At 66.3% G+C, this 20,104-nt stretch carries 16 protein-coding genes and 1 pseudogene; 8 read left to right on the top strand and 9 right to left on the bottom strand.

Annotation, left to right across the window (positions count from 1 at the left end; all coding sequences use genetic code 11):
* The first annotated feature begins 64 nt into the window (after positions 1-64).
* The 3 genes from OKW40_RS07145 to OKW40_RS07155 are packed head-to-tail and all read left to right on the top strand — an operon-like array spanning position 65 to position 5,647.
* Entirely contained in the window at positions 65-1,477 is a 1,413-nt protein-coding gene (locus tag OKW40_RS07145; protein WP_184067697.1) for a TolC family protein, read from the top strand.
* On the top strand, positions 1,467-2,591 hold the full coding sequence (locus tag OKW40_RS07150; RefSeq protein ID WP_429488951.1) for an efflux RND transporter periplasmic adaptor subunit: 1,125 nt from the start codon (positions 1,467-1,469) through the stop codon (positions 2,589-2,591). Before OKW40_RS07145 ends, OKW40_RS07150 begins: the two co-directional genes overlap by 11 nt.
* Complete coding sequence (locus OKW40_RS07155; protein ID WP_429408399.1) at positions 2,588-5,647, top strand: efflux RND transporter permease subunit; 3,060 nt, start codon at positions 2,588-2,590, stop codon at positions 5,645-5,647. The genes OKW40_RS07150 and OKW40_RS07155 overlap by 4 nt, the downstream gene beginning before the upstream one ends.
* 38 nt (positions 5,648-5,685) lie before the next feature.
* Here the strand turns inward: OKW40_RS07155 and hpnK are convergent, their stop codons facing one another.
* From hpnK to OKW40_RS07170, 3 genes are read right to left on the bottom strand one after another with little or no spacing between them, the layout of a single operon-like run.
* Positions 5,686-6,516 carry a hopanoid biosynthesis-associated protein HpnK gene (hpnK, locus tag OKW40_RS07160; protein ID WP_429488953.1) on the bottom strand — a complete coding sequence of 277 codons (831 nt, stop codon included), beginning with the start codon at positions 6,514-6,516 and terminating at the stop codon, positions 5,686-5,688.
* Complete coding sequence (hpnI, locus tag OKW40_RS07165) at positions 6,516-7,781, bottom strand: bacteriohopanetetrol glucosamine biosynthesis glycosyltransferase HpnI (protein WP_429488955.1); 1,266 nt, start codon at positions 7,779-7,781, stop codon at positions 6,516-6,518. Before hpnI (OKW40_RS07165) ends, hpnK begins: the two co-directional genes overlap by 1 nt.
* 19 nt (positions 7,782-7,800) lie before the next feature.
* A complete protein-coding gene (locus OKW40_RS07170; RefSeq protein ID WP_184043340.1) occupies positions 7,801-8,151 on the bottom strand; it encodes a hypothetical protein in 351 nt (116 codons plus the stop codon).
* Between the two features lie 378 nt (positions 8,152-8,529).
* Between OKW40_RS07170 and OKW40_RS07175 the strand changes: the two genes are divergently transcribed.
* Positions 8,530-9,189 carry a response regulator gene (locus tag OKW40_RS07175; RefSeq protein ID WP_090805227.1) on the top strand — a complete coding sequence of 220 codons (660 nt, stop codon included), beginning with the start codon at positions 8,530-8,532 and terminating at the stop codon, positions 9,187-9,189.
* Positions 9,186-10,589: an ATP-binding protein gene (locus OKW40_RS07180; RefSeq protein WP_184067710.1), complete on the top strand. Its 1,404-nt coding sequence runs from the start codon at positions 9,186-9,188 to the stop codon at positions 10,587-10,589. Before OKW40_RS07175 ends, OKW40_RS07180 begins: the two co-directional genes overlap by 4 nt.
* Positions 10,590-10,606: 17 nt before the next feature.
* Here the strand turns inward: OKW40_RS07180 and OKW40_RS07185 are convergent, their stop codons facing one another.
* From OKW40_RS07185 to OKW40_RS07205, 5 genes and pseudogenes are all read right to left on the bottom strand, one after another.
* A complete protein-coding gene (locus OKW40_RS07185) occupies positions 10,607-11,668 on the bottom strand; it encodes a lysylphosphatidylglycerol synthase domain-containing protein (protein ID WP_184067713.1) in 1,062 nt (353 codons plus the stop codon).
* Between the two features lie 145 nt (positions 11,669-11,813).
* A complete protein-coding gene (hpnI, locus tag OKW40_RS07190) occupies positions 11,814-12,974 on the bottom strand; it encodes a bacteriohopanetetrol glucosamine biosynthesis glycosyltransferase HpnI (RefSeq protein ID WP_090805232.1) in 1,161 nt (386 codons plus the stop codon).
* A pseudogene (gene hpnJ, locus OKW40_RS07195) lies at positions 12,971-14,393 on the bottom strand (hopanoid biosynthesis associated radical SAM protein HpnJ). The gene hpnI (OKW40_RS07190) and the pseudogene hpnJ overlap by 4 nt, the downstream one beginning before the upstream one ends.
* 381 nt (positions 14,394-14,774) lie before the next feature.
* On the bottom strand, positions 14,775-15,185 hold the full coding sequence (locus OKW40_RS07200; RefSeq protein ID WP_429488958.1) for a hypothetical protein: 411 nt from the start codon (positions 15,183-15,185) through the stop codon (positions 14,775-14,777).
* Between the two features lie 36 nt (positions 15,186-15,221).
* Positions 15,222-15,425 carry a cold-shock protein gene (locus tag OKW40_RS07205; RefSeq protein ID WP_007181784.1) on the bottom strand — a complete coding sequence of 68 codons (204 nt, stop codon included), beginning with the start codon at positions 15,423-15,425 and terminating at the stop codon, positions 15,222-15,224.
* Positions 15,426-15,717: 292 nt separating this feature from the next.
* Here OKW40_RS07205 and OKW40_RS07210 point away from each other — a divergent pair, with 292 nt between their 5' ends.
* Together OKW40_RS07210 and OKW40_RS07215 are read left to right on the top strand one after the other, a co-directional pair.
* The gene (locus OKW40_RS07210) at positions 15,718-17,163 is read left to right on the top strand and encodes an NAD-dependent succinate-semialdehyde dehydrogenase (protein ID WP_184067722.1); all 1,446 of its coding nucleotides are present in this window, start codon (positions 15,718-15,720) and stop codon (positions 17,161-17,163) included.
* Positions 17,164-17,296: 133 nt separating this feature from the next.
* On the top strand, positions 17,297-17,917 hold the full coding sequence (locus OKW40_RS07215; protein WP_429488960.1) for a GNAT family N-acetyltransferase: 621 nt from the start codon (positions 17,297-17,299) through the stop codon (positions 17,915-17,917).
* A gap of 31 nt (positions 17,918-17,948) precedes the next feature.
* Here the strand turns inward: OKW40_RS07215 and kdgT are convergent, their stop codons facing one another.
* Positions 17,949-18,971: a 2-keto-3-deoxygluconate transporter gene (kdgT, locus tag OKW40_RS07220; RefSeq protein WP_429488962.1), complete on the bottom strand. Its 1,023-nt coding sequence runs from the start codon at positions 18,969-18,971 to the stop codon at positions 17,949-17,951.
* A gap of 293 nt (positions 18,972-19,264) precedes the next feature.
* Here kdgT and kduI point away from each other — a divergent pair, with 293 nt between their 5' ends.
* Entirely contained in the window at positions 19,265-20,101 is an 837-nt protein-coding gene (gene kduI, locus OKW40_RS07225; RefSeq protein ID WP_429488963.1) for a 5-dehydro-4-deoxy-D-glucuronate isomerase, read from the top strand.
* The last annotated feature ends 3 nt before the right edge of the window (positions 20,102-20,104 follow it).

A 20,104-nucleotide genomic window follows, 5' to 3' on the forward strand; every position in this document is an offset into this window, starting at 1 on the left:
CCCTCTCTGCGAGGCCTCGTTCGCGAGTCGCTCGCCCCTTCCGATGATTCGCAGGAGCCGGATTTTGCCCGATTTCCATCCCGTGGCGGCGCTGCGTCGGCGCGCACTGATGCCGTTGTGCGTGCTGCTGATGAGCGGCTGTGCGACCTATCACCGCGAGCCGCTCGCGCCGCAGGACACCTCGACGTCCGCGCGATCGCTCGAACGGATCCGCATCGATCCCGCCAGCATGCCGCTGCCCGGACTGGCCGCGCATCGTTTCGATCCCGCCGACGGGCTCGACATCGATGAAGTCGCGATGCTCGCGGTCGCCAACAACCCCGGTCTGAAACTGGCCCGCGACGATCTCGGCATTGCCGGCGCGCAGGCATATTCGGCGGGTCTGCTGCCCGACCCGCAACTGAGCGTGTCGAGCGATTATCCGGGCGCGGCCGGCACCACGCGCGCGTTCAATTATGGCCTCAGCATCGACGTGATGGCGATCGTGCTGCGCAGCGCGAATAAACAGTCCGCCGACGCGACGCTCGCGAAGACCGATCTCGGCCTGCTGTGGCAGGAATGGCAGGTCGTCGCGCAAGCGCGGCAGCTGTTCGTGAAGCGCTGCTTCCAGCAGCGCACGCTGCCGCTGTTGCAACAGCAGCGCGAGCTCGCGCGCACGCGCTACGAGCGCATGGCCGCGGCGCGCGCCGCTGGCAATCTGACCGACGATACGCTCACCGCCGCGCTGCTCGCCTACGGCGACGCCCGCAAGCAATACACCGATGCCGAGCGCGCGGCCGCGCAAACCCATCACGATCTGAATGCGTTGCTGGGCCTCGCGCCCGACGTGCAATTGCAATTGCGATCGGGCAGCGACGATGTCGTCGCGCCGCTCCCCGACGCCACACTCGACTCAGCGCTCGCCGAGCTCGCCCGCCGCCGCCCCGACCTGATCGCGCTGCAGGCAGGCTACGAAGCGCAGGAGCAGAAATATCGCGCGGCGATTCTGAGCCAGTTCCCGAGTCTGTCGGTCGGCTTCGTGCGGGCGCGCGACACGTCGAACATCTACACGAGCGGCTTTCAGGTCAACCTGAGTCTGCCGATCTTCAACCGCAACCAGGGCAATGTCGCGATCGAAAAAGCGACCCGCCAGCGGCTTCGCGACGAGTACCAGACCCGCCTGAACCAGGCGTATGCGGACGTCGCCCGGCTACGCGAAGACAGCGCGATTCTCGCGCGCCAATTGCAGCAGACCGAAGCCGCGCTGCCCGGCGTCGAGCGCGCCGCGCGCGAAGCCGCGGCGGCCTACGCCGAACACAACCTCGTGCTCGGCGCATACACCGATGCGCAAAGCGCCGCGCTCGCGAAACGCATCGACGTCGCGACGCTGCGCGAAGCGCTCGACGAACAACGCGTCGGCTTGCAGGCGCTGCTCGGCAGCGCGATTCCCGATGCTTTCTCTTCCGCTCAGACTTTCATCGACACTCATGCGAAATAGCCTCTTCTCGTCGCGGCATCCGTGGCCGCGCGTTGCGGCCGTCGCCGCGCCGCTCGTTTGCGCGATCCTGCTGTATGCATCGGTCCATCCGGTTCGTGCGGACGACAACGCCGCCAGCGAAGCTCAACCGTCGGTCGCGGTACAGACCGTGCGCGTGCAGCGCGCCGCAATCGCGCAGCCGGTGCGCGGCTTCGGGATCGTCGCGGCCACCGCATCGAACCTGACGACGATCAACCTGCCCTACCTGTCGCGTATCGTGCAGATGCGCGTGCAGGCGGGCGAGACCGTCAAACGCGGCACACCGCTCTTCGTCGTGCAGGCCGATCCTGCCGCGGTGCTTGCCGCCACCCAGGCGAGAAGCGCGCTGACGCTCGCGCAAGGCGAACTCGTGCGTACCCGGTCGCTGTACGACAAGGGGCTCGCGACGCAATCGCAGCTCGCCAGCGCGAGCAAGGCCGTCGACGATGCGCGCGAAGCGCTCGCCGCGCAGAATCAGACCGGCATCACGAGCGGCAACAAGGTCGTAACCGCGCCGTTCGACGGCGTGGTGCTGCAGCTATCGGCGGCACAAGGCGACCAGGTGCAAGCGGGCGCGGCGATTCTGCAACTCGCGAGTGGCGCGAGCCGCGACGCGCGCGCAAACGTGACGCTCGGCGTCGAGCCCACCGACGCCGCCTCGATCCATCCCGGCGACATCGTCACGCTGCACGGCCTGTCCACGGCACTCGCACAGACGTCGATCGAAGGCCGCGTGGTGCTCGTCGGAGCCGCGATCGATCCGCAATCGCAACTGGTCAACATGGGCGTGACGGTACCGCTCGCGCAGACGCCGTTCATCCCCGGCACACGCGTTTCTGGCGACATCGCGACGCGCACCGGCACGCACTGGATCGTGCCGCGCGCGGCCGTGCTGCAGGATGGCCAACACGCGTACGTGTTCCAGATCACGCCGCAAAACAAGGCGCGCCGCGTCGCGGTGAGCATCGCGGTCGAAAACGGCGAGCGCTACGGCGTCGACGGGCCGCTCGACCCCATGCTCGGCGTCGTGAGCAGCGGCAACTACGAGCTGAAAGACGGCATGGCGGTACGCGCCGGCGGGGATGGCGCGCGATGAACTTCGGTCAATGGATGCAGACGCATCGCCGCTCGCTGCTGTTCGTCATCGCCTTGCTCGCGATAGCCGGCGCGCTGAGCGCATTCCGTCTGCCGATCTCGCTGTTTCCGAACGTCGCGTTTCCGCGCGCGGTCGTGTCGCTCGACGCGGGCGACCGCCCCGCCGAGCAGATGACGACGCTCGTCACGATGCCGGTCGAGGAAGCGCTGCGCCGTGTGCCGAACGTGCGCGACGTCGAATCGAGGACGAGCCGCGGCGCCGCGGAGATCTCGCTGAACTTCGACTGGGGCACCGACATGGCGCAGGCGACCTTGCAGGCGCAATCGGCGATCAGCGAAATTCTCGCGACGCTGCCGCCCGGCACGACGATGCATGTGCGGCGCATGGACCCGACCGTGTTTCCGGTGCTCGCGTACAGCCTCACGTCGACGCGGCAGTCGCTATCGGCGCTGCACGATCTCGCGCAGTTCCAGATGCGGCCGCTGCTGTCGTCGGTGGAAGGCGTCGCGCGCGTCGAGGTGACCGGCGGCGCGCAGGACGAGTTCGAAGTCGCGGTCGATCCCGCCCGCCTCGCCGCGTACAAGCTGTCGCTCGCCGATGTATCGAAGGCGATCGGCGCGAGCAACGTGCTGATGGCGAACGGCCGCATCGAGGATCACGACAAGCTGTACCTCGTCGTCACGAACTCGACGATCACGCAGCTCGACGAATTGCGCAACGTCGTCGTGTCCGCCAACGGCAATGCGAACGGCGCGCAGATCCGTCTTGGCGACGTCGCGGCGGTGAGCCGGGGCGTGGTGCCGCAATGGATGCGCGTCACCGCCGATGGTCAGGATGCGGTGCTACTGAACGTGTACCAGCAGCCCGGCGCCAACAGTGTCGCGATGGCGCGCGCGATCCGCGCGAAGATCGCGGCATTCGAGCCGCAGATGCCCGCGGGCGTGCATCTGTCGAACTGGTACGACCAGAGCGAACTCGTGATCGCGTCTGCCACCAGCGTGCGCGACGCGATCATGATCGGCATCGTGCTCGCGGCGTTGACGCTGTTCTTCTTCCTGCGCAACTGGAAGATCACCGCGATCGCGGTCGCGCTGGTGCCGGTCGTGATGGCCGCGACGATCCTGCTGCTCGACGTGTTCGGCATGGGCTTCAACATCATGACGCTGGGCGGTATGGCGGCCGCGGTCGGCCTCGTCATCGACGACGCGATCGTGATGATCGAGCACATCGTGCGGCGCATGCGCGAAGCCGGCGCGCGCGCGTTCCACGGCCGCGTGATGGCCGCGGCGCTCGAATTCACGCGGCCGCTCGCGGGTTCGTCGGCGGCGACGCTGATCATCTTCGTGCCGCTCGCGTTTCTGTCGGGCGTGACGGGGGCCTTTTTCAAGTCGCTGTCGCTGACGATGGCGAGCGCGCTGTTCATTTCGTTCCTCGTCACATGGCTCGCGGTGCCGATCCTGTGCGACCACTGGCTGAAGCCCAAAGACGCCGAGGAGCACCAGGAAACACGTTTCGCCGCGTGGCTGAACCGGCGCTATGCGGTGACGGTCGGGCGCGTGATCGCGAGGCCGCCGCTCGTGCTGCTCGGCGTCGTGCCGTTGATCGTCATCGCGGCGTTCGCGTTCACGCGGGTCGGCAGCGGCTTCATGCCGAGCATGGACGAAGGCGGCTTCGTGCTCGACTATCACACGCAGCCGGGCACCTCGATCACCGAAACGGACCGGCTGATGAAGCAGATCGAGCAGATCGTGCGCGCGAACCCGAACGTCGCGACCTATTCGCGCCGCACCGGCGCGGGCCTCGGCGGCGATCTGAACGAGCCGAACAAGGGCGACTTCTTCGTGCGGCTGAAGTCCGGCAAACGCGAGCCGATCGACGCCGTGATGGAAGAAATCCGCTCGCAGATCGACATGCAGGTGCCGGGCGTCAGCATCGAGCTCGCGCAGCTGATGGAAGACCTGATCGGCGATCTGACCGCGGTGCCGCAGCCGGTGCAGATCAAGATCTTCTCCGACGACCCGCGCACGCTCGACACGACCGCGCGCAAGGTCGCCGCGCGCATCGGCCGGATTCAGGGCATCGTCGACGTGAACGACGGCATCAATCCCGCCGGCGACGCGATCGAGCTGCACATCCTGCCCGCCGCTGCCGCGGCCGAAGGCATGGACCCGCAAGCGATCGCGCAGGCCGTCACCGACATGCTCGAAGGCAATGTCGCAACGCAGTTCCAGAGCGGCCCGAAAACGGTCGGTGTGCGCGTGCGCGTGAACGGCGCGCGCCAGATGACTGATACGCAACTGGGTCAGCTACAGATACGCGCGCCGGACGGACATCTGTTCGCGCTGAAGCGCGTCGCCGATCGCGTGAGCGTCACCGGTCAGCCCGAGATCAGCCGCTCGAATCTGAAGCGGATGGTTGCGGTCACCGCGCGCATCGACGGGCGCGATCTCGGCTCGACGATCGCCGACGTGCAGAAGGCGCTCGGCGATGCGAACCTGCTGCCCTCGGGCGTCTATTACGAGCTCGGCGGTCTGTACCAGCAACAGCAGATCGCCTTCAAGGGTCTGTTGACCGTGTTCGGCGCCGCGATCGCACTCGTGTTCGGCCTCCTGCTGTTCCTGTACGAGCGCCTGCGCGTCGCGCTCGCGGTGCTGGCGATGCCGCTGCTCGCGGCCGGCGCGGTGTTCATCGGCCTGTGGATCACCGGCATCGAGTTGAACATCTCCGCGATGATGGGCATGACGATGATCATCGGCATCGTCACGGAAGTCGCGATCTTCTATGTGTCGGAATTGCAGGCGCTGGTGCGCGACGACGAGATGCCCTTCGACGACGCGTTGCAGGCCGCCGGCCGCAACCGTCTGCGGCCGATCGCGATGACGACGATCGCCGCGATCCTCGCGCTGTTGCCGCTCGCGTTCGCGCTGGGGCAAGGCTCGGCGATGCAGCAACCGCTCGCGATCGCGATCATTTCGGGACTGATCGTGCAGTTGCCGCTCGTGCTGTTGCTGCTGCCGGCGTTGCTGAAGCTGTTGATGAAAAAGCAGCCGGTGTGAGCGTGGCCAAAGTTTTCCGCGTTTCGCGAAGCATGGCGCTACGCAAGCACATCCGCGAACCCGCCGAGCCGCCCCCCAAGCGCGCGGATCGCGGCGGCCACCCGTGGCGACAGCAGCGCCTGCAACTCGTCGGCATGCCGGTAGTCGTGCATGCCGTCGCTCAGCGCGTCGCCGGCCAGCGCCGGATGACAGTAGATTTCGCCGACACCCTGCGGCAGATTCGCGAGCGCGGCGAGCCAGGTCGCCTCGTCCATGCGCCCGCTCGCCGCGATGCCGACCACGTAGTCGTTGTGCGCGATCCCCGCGCGCTCGAGCCGCGTCTTCACGTGCGCGATCCACGGCCGCAGCCACAGCGGCGCGTTCGCTTCGAACGGCAGACGCATCGCCTTCATGCCGTAGTCGCGGCCGATGTCGAGGATCAGGCCGAGCACGGTCGGATGCAGATGAAAATGCTTGTGCGTGTTCACGTGGTCGAGCGTAAGGCCGGTCGCGGCGAAGGCTTCGAATTGCGCGCGAATTTCGTGCGCGAGCTGCCGGCGCACGTGCGGCAGAAAAAAGAAGCGCACACCGTCACGCACCATGTTGCTGCCGAAGCGGCCATTCTCGTCGAGCAGCGCGGCGACCTGCTCGCGCGGCGCCAGCGCGGCGCCGTCGGCCAGCACCAGATGCAGACCCACGCGCAGTTCCGGCAGCATACGCGCGCGCGCGACCGCGTCTTTGGCGGCCGGCGCGCCGACCATCAGACTCGCGGCGCGCAGCACACCGTTGCGATGCGCGCGCTCGACCGCGATATTGACACGCTGATGCAGACCAAAATCGTCGGCGGTGGTGATCAGTCCGCGCGGCTGGGTGGGTTTTGCGCTGTCCATCACGTGAGGCTGTCCAGCCGGCCGCTGCGCTCGGCGGACGGCGTGCCGAGCTGCATGCGCTCGCCGCGCCACACGACGTGCGAACCGAACGCGCTGACGAGCCACTGGAGCGCGAGCAGCGTATCGCGCAACGGCACCAGCGGCAGATCGCGCCAGAACGTGCGCGCGCGGCGTGCCGCGCGCAGGTGCAGCAGCAGGCGCGCGCCAACGCAGACCGCGGTGGCCGACGCGCTCGCGACCACCGCCGCGAAAGGCGCGTGAGCACACGTCACGTGCGACACGGTCAGCCCCGCGCTCGTCAACAGCCACGGCGTGGGGAACGTGATCAGCAGCGACACGAAGCCCGGCGGATTGACCGAGCGGATCGTGCGCAGCCAGCGCGTTTCGCGCTGCCACAGCGCCGCGAAGGTCGGCTCGATCACGTCGGTCGCGACCATCACGCGCGACAGCACCGTTTGCAGACCGAGCGCGCGCACGTGCTCGGCGAGCCAGTAGTCGTCGGCGAGGCAGTTTTTCAGCGCTTCGAAGCCGCCGATGCGCTCCAACGTCGCGCGCCGCAACGCGAGCGTCGCGCCGAAGCCGAAGCGGCGCGAGCCCATTGCATGGGCGACCCGCACCGAGGGCGCGAACCACTCGTTGATGAACAGCGCACCGACACGCGGCCAGAAGCCGCCGACGCCGCGCGCGACGTACAGGCACGTGACCACGCCGACGTTCGGGTCCGCGAGCGGCGCGGCGACGCTGTCGAGATAGTCCGGGTCGACCGCGATGTCGCTGTCGGCGATCACGATCACGTCGTGGCGCGCGCGTGCCGCCATGTTGATCAGGTTGCTGACTTTCAGATTGCTGCCGTGTACGCGTGTGTCGATTGCAAGCTCGATGTCGCACTTCGGATAGGCGGCCTGCAATCGGCGCACCACCGCGATGGCGGGATCTTGCGGGGACGACACACCCAACACCAGCTGAAAATGCTGATGTCGCTGCTCGCAGAAGGTTCGCAGATTTTCGTAGAGACGCGGCTCGGCGCCGCACAGCGGCTTCAGCACGCTGACACCGACCTGCGCGAACCGCCCGGTTGGGCAATCGAGCGAATCCGTCAGCGAACGGCTGAGCGCGCGATTGACGGCCCTGCCCCCATGATGGTTCGATTTATGTCGGGCGGTGAAAAACGGCATGGCGAGCGCGGCGGCTGCCGTGTAGATCGAAGCGCTAACGCAGGCGGCTAACAGAAGCCATTGACATGCAATCAACGCGTGCGCCGCCATTGTGTGCCGTCCGTGTCCGTCAGTGCTCGGCCAGCACGAAAGGTTGCCCCGTTAGTCGCAGATGAAGCACGACGAGCCACCGGCGCGGACAATTCGCTGCGATCACGGCGGGCCATGCGCCGCGAGCAGCGCGAGTCGCGCAGTCGCGCCGCACCGCGACTTCGAAGGCGACCTCGGCAAATTCGCGCGCGATCACCACGCCGCCGATGATCAGCGCGAGCGCGAACAGCCTGAACGATGCCGAAGCGAAAAAAGCGTCAGAGACCGGCAGTACCGGCAACGCCATGCACAACAGCGCTTCGGTGCCCGCGGCCGTCAGAGACGCCACTAGCAGATGGGCTCGTAGCATGTCGATGGTGACTCGCTTCATAACGTGCCTCGTGCGCGGCCTTGCGGCCTGACCGGATGCTGGCAATGGCGGGACTCGTCGAGATCGTCCATTGACGCCATCGACCAGCATAAAGAATGCCTCGCGCGTCGCTCCATCGAAGTCCTTACGATCAGGTTGCGATGGTCTGACGACAACGTGGTCTCGCACATGCATTACGATCTGCGACGACCATTTATAGCGCGTCGATGGTATCGATTCAAGCTGAAGGAAACCTTAACCACGCGCATGGCATGAAGCGGCTAACGAACGGCGTGGTTACACTTCGGAACGCGGCAGATGGTTCGTCGATGTGCATCAATGCCGCTTGCTTCAAAATGCTCGACGTTATGCAAAGCCCCACAATGGAATATTTGCCTCATGCGCTTACTCCTCGTAGAAGACGACGAACTCATCGGCTGCGGTGTCGAGGCAGGCCTTCGTCAGGCCGGCTTCACAGTCGACTGGGCACGCGACGGCCACAAGGCCGGCCTCGCGCTCGACACGACTCAATATGCCTTGGTAGTACTCGACCTCGGCCTGCCGCGCGTGAGCGGCACGGAGCTGCTCAAACGCGTGCGCGACGCCGGCAATGACGTGCCGGTGCTGGTGTTGACCGCAAAAGGCACGGTCGTCGATCGCGTCGGCGGACTCGAAGCGGGCGCCGACGACTATCTCGGCAAGCCGTTCGATCTCACCGAGCTGGTGGCGCGGTGCCGCGCGCTGTTGCGTCGCGCACAAGGTCGCAGTATCGATCTGATTCGTTACCAGAATCTGACAGTGAATCCGGCCGCCCAAACGGTGCAGATCGACGAGGCGCGCGTGCCGCTCACGTCGCGCGAATGGGCGATCCTGCTGCAACTGCTGACCAATCTCGGCATTCCTCAGTCGCGCTCGCGGCTCGAAGAAAGCCTGTACGGCTGGCAGGAAGAAATCGAAAGCAATGCGATCGAGGTGCACGTGTCGAACCTGCGCAAGAAGCTCGGCGCAAGCCTGATCAAGACCGTGCGCAACATCGGCTATGTGATGGAGAAAGAATGATCGGTCCGTCGATTCGGCGGCGCCTCGTGCTGCTCGTGCTCGCGAGCATCGCGATCGTATGGGGCGGCGCGCTCGCGTCGAGCTACCGGCAAGCCATCCACGAAGTCGCCGAGTGGGAACGAGCGCGTCTCGCCGAACTCGCGCAGATGCTCGCGCTGCTCGATTCGACGAATCTGATGACGCTCGCCAATGCGCGCATCGACGTGCGCGAAGAAGAGAGAGGCGGTGAGCCCGGCGCGAGCGATCTCGACGACGACGACACGCTGCCGCGCGACGCCCTCTTCCAGGTGCGCGCGGCCAACGGCGCCATTCTGGCGGGCAGCCCGCAACTGCATGCGCTCGCCGCGTGGGATTTGCCGTTGCCGCCCGCGAGCGGCGCGCAGGACGTCACGTTGGGCGGCCAGCTCTATCACTCGTTCACGTTGCGCGAAACGGCGCTCGGTCACAGCGTGCGCGTGTTCGAACTGGCCAACACCCGCAGCGACCTGGTGAGCGGTGTCGCGAGCCGCATCGCGCGGCCCACGCTGATCGCGCTGCCAGTGCTCGCGGTGCTCGTGTGGCTCAGCATCGGCTGGAGTCTCGCGCCGCTGAAGGTGTTGTCGGCCGCGATCCGTTCGCGCGACATCAACCGCATGGACCCGGTCGGCATCGGCCGCACGCCGCTCGAGGTGCGCCCGCTCGTCGACGCGATCAACCAGATGCTGGCGCGTCTGCACCATGCACGCGAGCTGGAGCGCGCCTTCACCGCCGATGCCGCGCACGAACTGAAGACGCCGCTCGCCGCGATCAAGGTACAGGCGCAGGTCGCGCTCGCCGAGCCCGACATCGCGCTGCAGCGGCTCGCGATGGAGCGCGTCGTGCAAGGCGTCGATCGCAGCGCGCGGCTCGCCGAGCAACTGCTGCTGCTCGCGCGGCTCGACGTGCAGGAGAAGCTGCCCACCGAGCCGCTGAGGCCGGCGGCGATCGCGAAAGATACGCTGCTCGCGAACAGGCGCAATGCGCAACAGAAGCACATCAATGTGATGCTGGTCGGCGACATGCTCGCCGAGATCGACGCGGAGCCCGTGCTGATCGGCATCCTGCTCGACAATCTGCTCGATAACGCGATCAAGTACGGACGCTCGGGCGGCACTGTCGAAGTGGCGGTGCGCCATGCCGACGAGCAGGTGCAGCTGATCGTGCGCGACGACGGCCCCGGCGTCGCGCCGGACGATCTCGCGCGGCTCACGAACCGCTTTTTCCGCGCGACCGGCAATCAGGCGACCGGCAGCGGGCTCGGTTTGTCGATCGTTGCGCGGATCGCCGAGCATTTCGGCGCGAGTCTGCAGCTAGGCGCCGGGATCGGGGACCAGGGGCTTGCGGTGCGGGTGTCGTTTCCGGCCTATCGCGCGACGCGCTGAAGGCGCGCGCCAATCGCTCAGCGCCGCTCGCCGCCCCGGTTCGCGTCAGCGACGCCCGAACGCTGCTTGGCCAGTTCGGCGCGCACGCCGTGCGGTGCGGCATGCGGCCGCGCGCTGCCGGACGCCTCGAACAGCTGCCACGCGATCAGGCCCGGCACGAATATCAGCAGATCGCGAATTCGCCGCGCGGCCGCGAGCGCGAGACAGGTGGCGGGGTCGAGCCCCAGTGCGCCGCCAATCAGTATGAAAGCGCCCTCCTGCACGCCGAGCCCGCCCGGCACGAAGAACGCGGCGCTGCTGACCGCCTGGATCAGCGATTCGATCACGATCGCCTCGACGAGCGTCACGCGCGCGCCGAGGAAATACAGCGCGAGCCAGATTTCGAGCGAGGTCAGCACGCATTGCAGCGGCTGCCAGAAGAACAGATAGCGCAGCACGACCGCGCGGCGGCGCCAGATCACCTTGATCGACTGATCGATCTGCGCGGACTGGCCGACCAGCGCGGTTAGCTTGCCGCTCGTCACGCGGTTCGCCACGCGCGTGATGCGCTCGAACGGATTGGCATGCTGGACGAGCCCGAACAGCAACAGCACCGGCGTCAACGCGACCACGCCCCACGCGAGCTGCCCGGCGAGCCGCAGCGCGCCCGATTGCGCATTGGCGAACAGAAAACCAATCCCGACCATCGTGAACATCAGCTGGCTGATCACGGTCAGTTGCATGTCGACGATGGTGCTGGCCACCGCTGTCGACGGCCTGACGCCCCAGCGCTTGAACATACGGAACGACACGAGTTCGCCGCCGATCCGCGCGACCGGCAGCATGCAGTTGACCGATTCGCGCACCCACACCAGATGCAGCATCCTGCCGAAGCTGGGGCGGTTCGCGCCGCGAATCAGCGAGCGCCAGTCGCACGCGTTGGCGATCATCGGCAGCACATGCGCGAGCGCGGCCACCACGAGGCCCGCGCCAGCCGCGCGCAACGCGCTGAGCACCGCGCGCGGATCTTCGCGCCAGACGAGCCACAAAGAGATCAGCAAACCCGCGAGCGCAGCCGCGCGGCCCAGATGCTTCATCATGCGGGCACCTCGCACACGACCTCGGTATACGTGATGCGCCGCACGCCGCGTGTCGCCGGGGCGCTGCCATGCGTCTCCAGGGCGCTCCCGTTTCGCCCGCTCGAAACTACTTCGTTCATTGCCAGCCCAATCTGCCGTTCGTTCGTCATTCGTCCTGCGCCGCCGACAGCAGCCCATCGCCGTCGACCTTGAAGCTGAAGCCCCGCCAGATCACCCGCGACGAGCGGAAGCTCGCGACGAAAATCGCAAACGATACGATATCCCATAACGGCAGAAGCCACAGATCGCGGCAGCGTTGACGCAACGCCCGATCCGCACGCCACTTCAACGCGAGACGCGCGACCACCGTCACTGCCGCGAGCAGCCACGCCCACGGCGCGCCGCCCGAGCACGCGAGCGCGAGCAGCGCGAACGGCAACGGATGCACGAGCGCCGTGCCGAAGTGTCCGAGCGGATCGATGCGGCGAATCGTGCGGCTCCAGCGCAGTTCGTGCGTCACGAGTTGCGCGGCGCTTGCTTCGACACACGCATGCGCGATTGCGAACGGCGGAATCGTGACCTGCTCGCCCGCCGCGCGCACCGCCGCGCCGATCTCGTAGTCCTCGGCCAGATGCTGCACGAACGGCTTGAAGCCGCCGATCCGCTCGTAGGTGTCGCGCCGCATCGCGATGGTCTGGCCGAAGCACGGCCGCGCGAGCCCGAGCGCGAGTCCGGTGACGACGCCCGGCAGGAACTGGTAGTTGGTTGCGATCGCCGACAGCCGCGGCCAGAAACCCGGATCGGGCTGGCCGCGATATGCGCAGGTGACGAGCCCGACGCCCGGCTGCTGCAATTCGCCGATCACGTTGCGCAGATAGTCCGGGCCGACGCACACGTCGCTGTCGGCGAACACGAGCACGTCGTGGCGCGCCTGCGGCACCATGTTGAGGATATTGCTGATCTTGCGGTTCGGGCCGTACAGACGCGCATCGGCGACGACGGTGATGTCCGCCTGAGGATGGAGACGTCGCAGTTCGTTGACGGTTTGCAGCGCGGGGTCGGCGCAGTCATGCACGCCGAACAGGAATTGCACGGGCCCGGGATAATTTTGCGCGCAGAAGCTCGACAGATTGTCGAGCAACGCCCACTCGTTGCCATGCAACGGTTTGATCACCGTAATGGGTGGAAAGCTGGAGGGTTCGGCTACATCCCTCGCGAAGAAGCGCCCGATCAGCGCGCTCGCGAGCACGGTGTAGCCGATGCCGACAACGGTCGCCGCCGCGCACGCGTACGCGAGCGTGACGGCGGCGAGGTGTGCGGCGCTCACGCCTCGTGCGCGCGCAGGAAGCGGAAAAATTCGACGCCTTCGCGCAGGCGCCGTTTCATCATGTCCCAGCTCGTCAGCATTTCGCGCAGGATCTCCCAGATCTTCGACGGCCGGAAATAAAAGCGTTTATAGAAGTTTTCGAGCTGATGGTACATCTCGTCTCGCGACAGATGCGGGTAGCCGATCGCCGCCAGCTGCACGCCTTCCTTGCTGACGAGATTGATCACCTTGTTCTCCGCGAGCCAGCCGTTCTCGACCGCCTGGTTATAGAGCGTAGTGCCCGGGTACGGTGCGGCGAGCGACACCTGGATCGTCAGCGGATTGATCTCTTTCGCGTACTCGATGGTCTTCTGGATCGTTTCCGGCGTCTCGCCCGGCAAGCCGAGAATGAAGGTGCCGTGCACCTTGATGCCCAGCGTGCGGCAGTCCTGGGCGAAGCGCCGCGCGATGTCGGTACGCAAGCCCTTCTTGACGTTCAGCAGGATCTGGTCGTCGCCGGATTCGTAGCCGACCAGCAGCAGGCGCAAGCCGTTTTCCCTCATGATCTTCAGCGTCGAGTAAGGCACGTTCGCCTTCGCGTTGCACGACCATGTGACGCCCAGCTTGCCCATGCCTCGCGCGATTTCTTCGGCGCGCGGTTTGAAGTCGGTGAACGTGTCGTCGTCGAACATGATCTCCTTGACTTCGGGCATGTTGTCGCGAATCCACTTGACTTCCTCGAGCACGTTCTCGACCGAACGCACCCGATAGCGATGGCCGCCGACCGTTTGCGGCCACAGGCAGAACGTGCACTTCGAGCGGCAGCCGCGACCGGTGTAGAGCGACACGTACGGATGCTTCAGGTAGCCGTTGAAGTAATTCTTGATGGTCAGATCGCGCTTGTAGATCGGCGCGACGAACGGCAGCTCGTCCATGTTCTCGAGGATCGGGCGCGCTTCGTTGTGCTCGATCGAGCCGTCGGGGGTGCGATAGCTCAAGCCCAGGATCTGCGCGAACGGCTTGCCTTCGGCGATTTCCTTGCAGTGTGAAATCGAATTCCTCGCGACACACGAAGTCGATGGCCTCGGTCGCGGTCAGCGAATTGTGCGGATCGACCGCGACCTTCGCGCCGACCATGCCGATCAGCAGCGACGGCTTGCGCTTCCTGAGGTCCTGGGCGAACAACGCGTCGGTCGGGAAGGATGGCGTGCTGGTGTGGATCACCACCAGCTCGTATTGCGAGGCGATGTCGAGGGCGGCGTCGACGGACAGGCCGTCTGCCGTGGCGTCGAGCACGCGGCTGTCGGGAACCAGTGCCGCGGGTTGGGCGAGCCACGTCGGATACCAGAACGAGCGAACTTCACGCTTGGCCTGATAGCGCGAACCCGCACCACCATCGAAGCCGTCGTACGACGGCGCCTGCAAGAACAGAGTTTTCATGGATGCTCCAGCAAGCCTTTATAGGCGCTTTCGGTTTTCAGTCGGGAATCTATTCTGTTCCATTGCCCGAATGCAGGTCGGAAAAGCCTGTGCTCGACCTGCACGTAGCGGTGGCCGCGGTCCGGAGAGGCCACGGGCAGTGGCGCAAATAGTACGGAGCAAAGCTGAAGGAAACCTGAAGAATAATACTGCGTTCAGACCGCGCGCGGCATGCTCCGATGGGGCGATTTGTGTAATCGACGCGCTCGTGCAATCGTGTCGCATCGATGTCGTATCGGCGTGGTAAATGGATAGGTTCTCGCGTGGCGTGCGGGCGAGCCCCGCCGGCGCCGCCGATTCACGCCACCTTCACGGGCGCGAACGCTCGGCCCGACGCGTCGCTCATCGCGCGAGATGCCTCGCCCATTCGAGCCAGCCGAGATTGAGGGCCGCGTTTACCACTACGCCGAGCGCCGACGCGAGCGCGGCGATCATGGTCCAGAAGGCCGAGCGCCGCGCCGCGCGCGCCGACGTGTGGGCGGCGGCCGCAGCGTCGCGCGACGCGCTCGCCGCCGCCTGCGCGATATGCGACGACGCCTCCATGCGCGCGAGCGACCTCAGCGCGAAACCGCGCTCGTCGTCGCGCGTGGCGGCGGCCGCCTCATGCGCCGCGTCGTCGCGCTGCGTCTGCTCGAACAGATAGCGATGACAGAACGGCGTCAGCGGTTCGTCGGGATAGCGCGCGGCGAAGGTTTTCGCATAGGCGGCGCCGCCATTGCGCTCGATCTCCGCGTAGGCGGCGTCCTTATCCATGGTTGCCTCGCATGCGGACGAGCCGCCCGGCCGGCGTCACACGGGCTTGATGTCGGCCGCCTGTTTGCCTTTCGGCCCCTGCTTGATTTCGAAGCTGACTTTCTGGTTTTCCTGCAACGACTTGAAACCTTCGGATCGAATCTCCGAAAAATGGGCGAACAGATCTTCGCCGCCGTCATCGGGAGTGATGAAGCCGAAGCCCTTTGCGTCGTTGAACCATTTCACTGTTCCGGTTGGCATGGCGATGTCCTCGTGATGCGCTGTAGTAGCGGTTGAATGGATGAAGCGCTGCGTCCTGCAAGCGTTTCGTGCGGCGCTGACGCGGCGCCCCGGCACGACCCGCAAAATCGCTCCGGTGCCAAGCCTCAGCAAGCCGCATGCCGCGACCGGGCGCCTGCGGGCCGCGCCGGTGCGATTGCCCGCAATCAGATAAGATAAATGGTATCCGCAATTCATTCATGGCCGCGCAGGAATGTCGCCTCGTGCCGCACGTCCGCGCGGCCAGTTGTCTTCCCACTCACAGGAACCCAGCATGGCCATCTCGAGCTATACCGATACCCGTCTTCTGATCAACGGCGAATGGTGCGACGCCGCCAGCGGCAAGACCCTCGACGTGATCAACCCCGCGACCGGCCAGGCCATCGGCAAGGTCGCGCATGCCGGCATCGCCGATCTGGACCGCGCGCTCGAAGCCGCGCAGCGCGGCTTCGAAGCCTGGCGCAAGGTGCCGGCCAACGAGCGCGCAACCGTCATGCGCCGTGCCGCCGCCCTCGTGCGTGAGCGCGCCGCGGACATCGGCCGCCTGATGACGCAGGAACAGGGCAAGCCGTTCGCCGAGGCGCGCGGCGAAGTGCTGGCGGCCGCGGACATCATCGAATGGTTCGCGGACGAAGGCCGCCGCGTGTATGGCCGCATCGTGCCGTCACGCAACCTTGCCGCGCAGTCGCAGGTGCTGAAGGAGCCGATCGGCCCGGTCGCGGCGTTCACGCCGTGGAACTTCCCGGTCAACCAGGTCGTGCGCAAGCTGTCGGCGGCGCTCGCCTGCGGCTGCTCGTTCCTCGTCAAGGCGCCGGAAGAAACCCCGGCGTCGCCGGCGGCGCTGCTGCAAGCCTTCGTCGAGGCCGGCGTGCCGGCCGGCACGGTCGGCCTCGTGTTCGGCGATCCGGCTGAAATCTCGAGCTACCTGATCCCGCATCCGGTGATCCGCAAGGTTACGTTCACGGGCTCGACGCCGGTCGGCAAGCAGCTCGCGGCGCTGGCCGGCTCGCACATGAAGCGCGCGACGATGGAGCTCGGCGGCCACGCGCCGGTGATCGTCGCAGAAGACGCCGACGTCGCGCTCGCCGTCAAGGCAGCCGGCGCCGCGAAGTTCCGCAACGCGGGCCAGGTCTGCATCTCGCCGACGCGTTTTCTCGTGCACAACAGCATCCGCGAAGAGTTCGCCGCGGCGCTCGTCAAGCACGCTGAAAGCCTGAAGCTCGGCGACGGCCTCGCCGAAGGCACGACGCTCGGGCCGCTCGCCAACTCGCGCCGTCTGACGGCGATGGCCAAGGTCGTCGACGACGCCCGCAAGACCGGCGCGAAGGTCGCGACGGGCGGCGAGCGCGTCGGTACCGAAGGCAACTTCTTCGCGGCCACCGTGCTGACCGACGTGCCGCTCGACGCCGACGTGTTCAACAACGAGCCGTTCGGCCCGGTCGCCGCGATTCGCGGCTTCGACAAGCTCGAAGAAGCGATCGCCGAAGCGAACCGTTTGCCGTTCGGCCTCGCCGGCTACGCGTACACGAAGTCGTTCGCCAACGTGCACCTGCTGTCGCAGCGCATGGAAGTCGGCATGCTGTGGATCAACCAGCCTGCCACGCCGACGCCGGAAATGCCGTTCGGCGGCGTCAAGGATTCCGGCTACGGCTCGGAAGGCGGCCCGGAGGCGATGGAAGCCTACCTCGTGACCAAGGCGGTCACGGTGATGTCGGTTTAATCACGGGTTTAATCACGCCAATCACGCGCTTCGGGAACGGCGCCGCGGTTTTGCCGCTCGCATCGTTCCCGAGCGCGGCTCAACCGATCTGCCAGGTCCACGAGTCTTCCGCTCGCGGACCTTTTTTATTGCCATGAACGATATTTCCGCCGAATCGATGCAGCCCACGCTGAGCGGCTCGTTCGTCGAGCTGCGGCCGCTGCGCGAGGAGCACGCGCAGGCCCTCGTCGACGCCGCCGCCGACGGGCAACTGTGGGACATGAAGCTGACCGTCGTGCCGGGCCCGGCGACGATCGACGCCTATATCGCCACCGCGCTCGGCGGCCGTGCGGCCGGCAAGGTGATGCCGTTCGTGATCGTGCGGCGCGACGAGGATGACGAGAATGACCGTGCTGGCCGGATCGTCGGCAGTACGCGGTTCTGGAAGATCGATCGCGCGAACCGCAAGCTCGAAATCGGCCATACGTGGCTCGCCGCCTCGGCGCAGCGCTCGGTCGTGAACACCGAGGCGAAATATCTGCTGCTGTGCCACGCGTTCGACGTGATGCGCTGCGTGCGCGTGCAGTTCACGACCGACGAGCTCAACGACAAATCGCGCGCGGCGATCCTGCGCATCGGCGCGCAACAGGAAGGCATCGTGCGGCACGAGCGGATCATGCCCGATGGGCGCAAGCGCAACTCGGTGCGCTTTAGCATCATCGACGACGAATGGCCGGCGGTGAAGGCGATGCTCGAAGCGAAGCTGGCGCGCTGAGCGGCGCGCCGGCTTCCTGCTACCGACTCATTCAAACGGGCGCATCTCGCTGCTCGTTGAGCGGCGCCGCCTGCGTCGCGGTGGCGAACTCCTCGCGCAGCGCGTCGCGCGCATGATGCCGGCGCACCCACAGCGCCGTGAGGATCGGCACCAGAATCGCGGTCACGAGGCAAGCGGTGGCGACCATCGCGGTCGCGGCCGGCACCAGCGGTTTGAAGCTCGGAATCATGTCGGCGATGATCGCCGGATTCGCGACCGCGGCCCCTGCCGTCGACGACGCCGCCAGCCCCGCCGCACCATTGCCGCCGGCAATCCAGCGATCGGCGAGAATCAGCGGCACGCCAGTCACGACGATCACGCCAAGCCCCAGCACGATGCCCGGCAGGCCGCTCGTGACGATCACGTTCAGATCGATGCCGTTGCCGAGCGCAAAGCCGAAAAACGGAATCAGCGGATGCACGCAGCGGCCGAACAGCTCGCGCAGCTCGCTATCGAAGTTGCCGAGCGCAAACCCGATCAGGAACGGCAGCACCGCGCCGACGAACAGGCGCGGCTCGAAGAACGCGACCCCCGTCGCACCCAGAATGATCATGCTGATCAGCGGCCCCGATTCGACCGACATCAGCACGAACGCGCCCGCCTCTTCCCTCGTGCCGTACTGTTGCATCACGGCCGCGTACAGCCCGCCGTTGGTCATGTCCATCGAGGTGGTGATCGCGAGCATCGACAGTCCCGCGAACAGCCCGGTCTTGATGCCATCGATCGGAATGAAGCGCGCCGCGATCAGCGTGACGATCCACGCGACCAGCATCTTGGTGACGAGCAGCGTGCCCGACTTGCGCAGCACGGTGCCGGTCGCGCGCAGGTCGATCGTCGCGCCCATGCAGAAGAACCATACCGCGAGGATCGGCACGGTGCCGGTAATCAGGCCGTTGGTGAACGAGCCGAAGTATTTGCCCGCGCCCGGCGCGAACGTATGCACACAGGCGCCGAGCAGCAGCGGCACCAGCATCAGACCGCCAGGAATGCGGTCGATGGCCTTCTTGATCTTCATGCCTCCTCCATGGACGGTGACGTCCCGTTGACGGGCCAATGACCCGCGTTGGTGTCCCGTTCTACGCCGGGCTCTCCCTGTCCGGCGCAATATAGCATCATGAAAGGAACGCCGTTCCGTTTTATTTCTTAAACCTGACTATCGTTTACCCGGTCGTTCGCGCTATGCGTTGCCAGCCGCGATCACCCGTCACAATATTTTCGGACCAGTGTTCCGAAATCAGGATTCTGCGTTACAGTCTCGGGCACGAGGAAGGCGGCGCCGCGCCCCGCATACCGACAGGAGAACGATCAATGGACGTGAGACAGGCCATCAACAGCGAATACGCGAAGACGCTCGACACCACCGGGCTGCGTCGCGAGTTTCTGGTGGAGCAGATCTTCGAGCGCGATGCGTTGAAGCTCACGTATAGCCATATCGACCGGATCATCGTCGGTGGCGTGTGGCCGGTCGAGCGCGCGGTCGAAGTGCCGGGCTCACTCGGCAAGGCGATCGGCGTCGACTATCTGCTCGAGCGGCGTGAACTCGGCGCGATCAACATCGGCGGCGACGGCTGGGTCGACGTCGACGGCACGCGCTACACGGTGCGCCGCGAAGAGGCGATCTATATCGGCAAGGGCGCGCAAGCGGTCGGGTTCGGCAGCGCCGACGCCACCCGGCCGGCGAAGTTCTATCTGAACTGCGCGCCCGCTCACACCACCTATCCGACCCGCACGATCTCGCTCGACCAGGCCTCGCCCGAAACCCTCGGCGATCCGGCCACGAGCAACCGCCGCACCATCTACAAGTTCATCGTGCCCGACGTGCTGCCGACCTGCCAGCTGTCGATGGGCATGACGAAGCTCGAACCGGGCAGCCTGTGGAACACGATGCCCTGCCACACGCACGAGCGCCGCATGGAAGTGTATTTCTACTTCAACGTCGCCGACGACGCCGCCGTCTTCCACATGATGGGTGAGCCGCACGAAACCCGGCACATCGTCGTGCGCAACGAGCAGGCGGTGATCTCGCCGAGCTGGTCGATCCATTCGGGCGTCGGCACGCGCGCGTACACATTCATCTGGGGCATGGTCGGCGAGAACCAGGTGTTCGGCGACATGGACCATCTCGCGGTCCGCGAGCTGCGCTGAGCG

The organism is Paraburkholderia sp. RAU6.4a (assembly GCF_050435625.1).
GTDB classification, from domain to species: domain Bacteria; phylum Pseudomonadota; class Gammaproteobacteria; order Burkholderiales; family Burkholderiaceae; genus Paraburkholderia; species Paraburkholderia tuberum.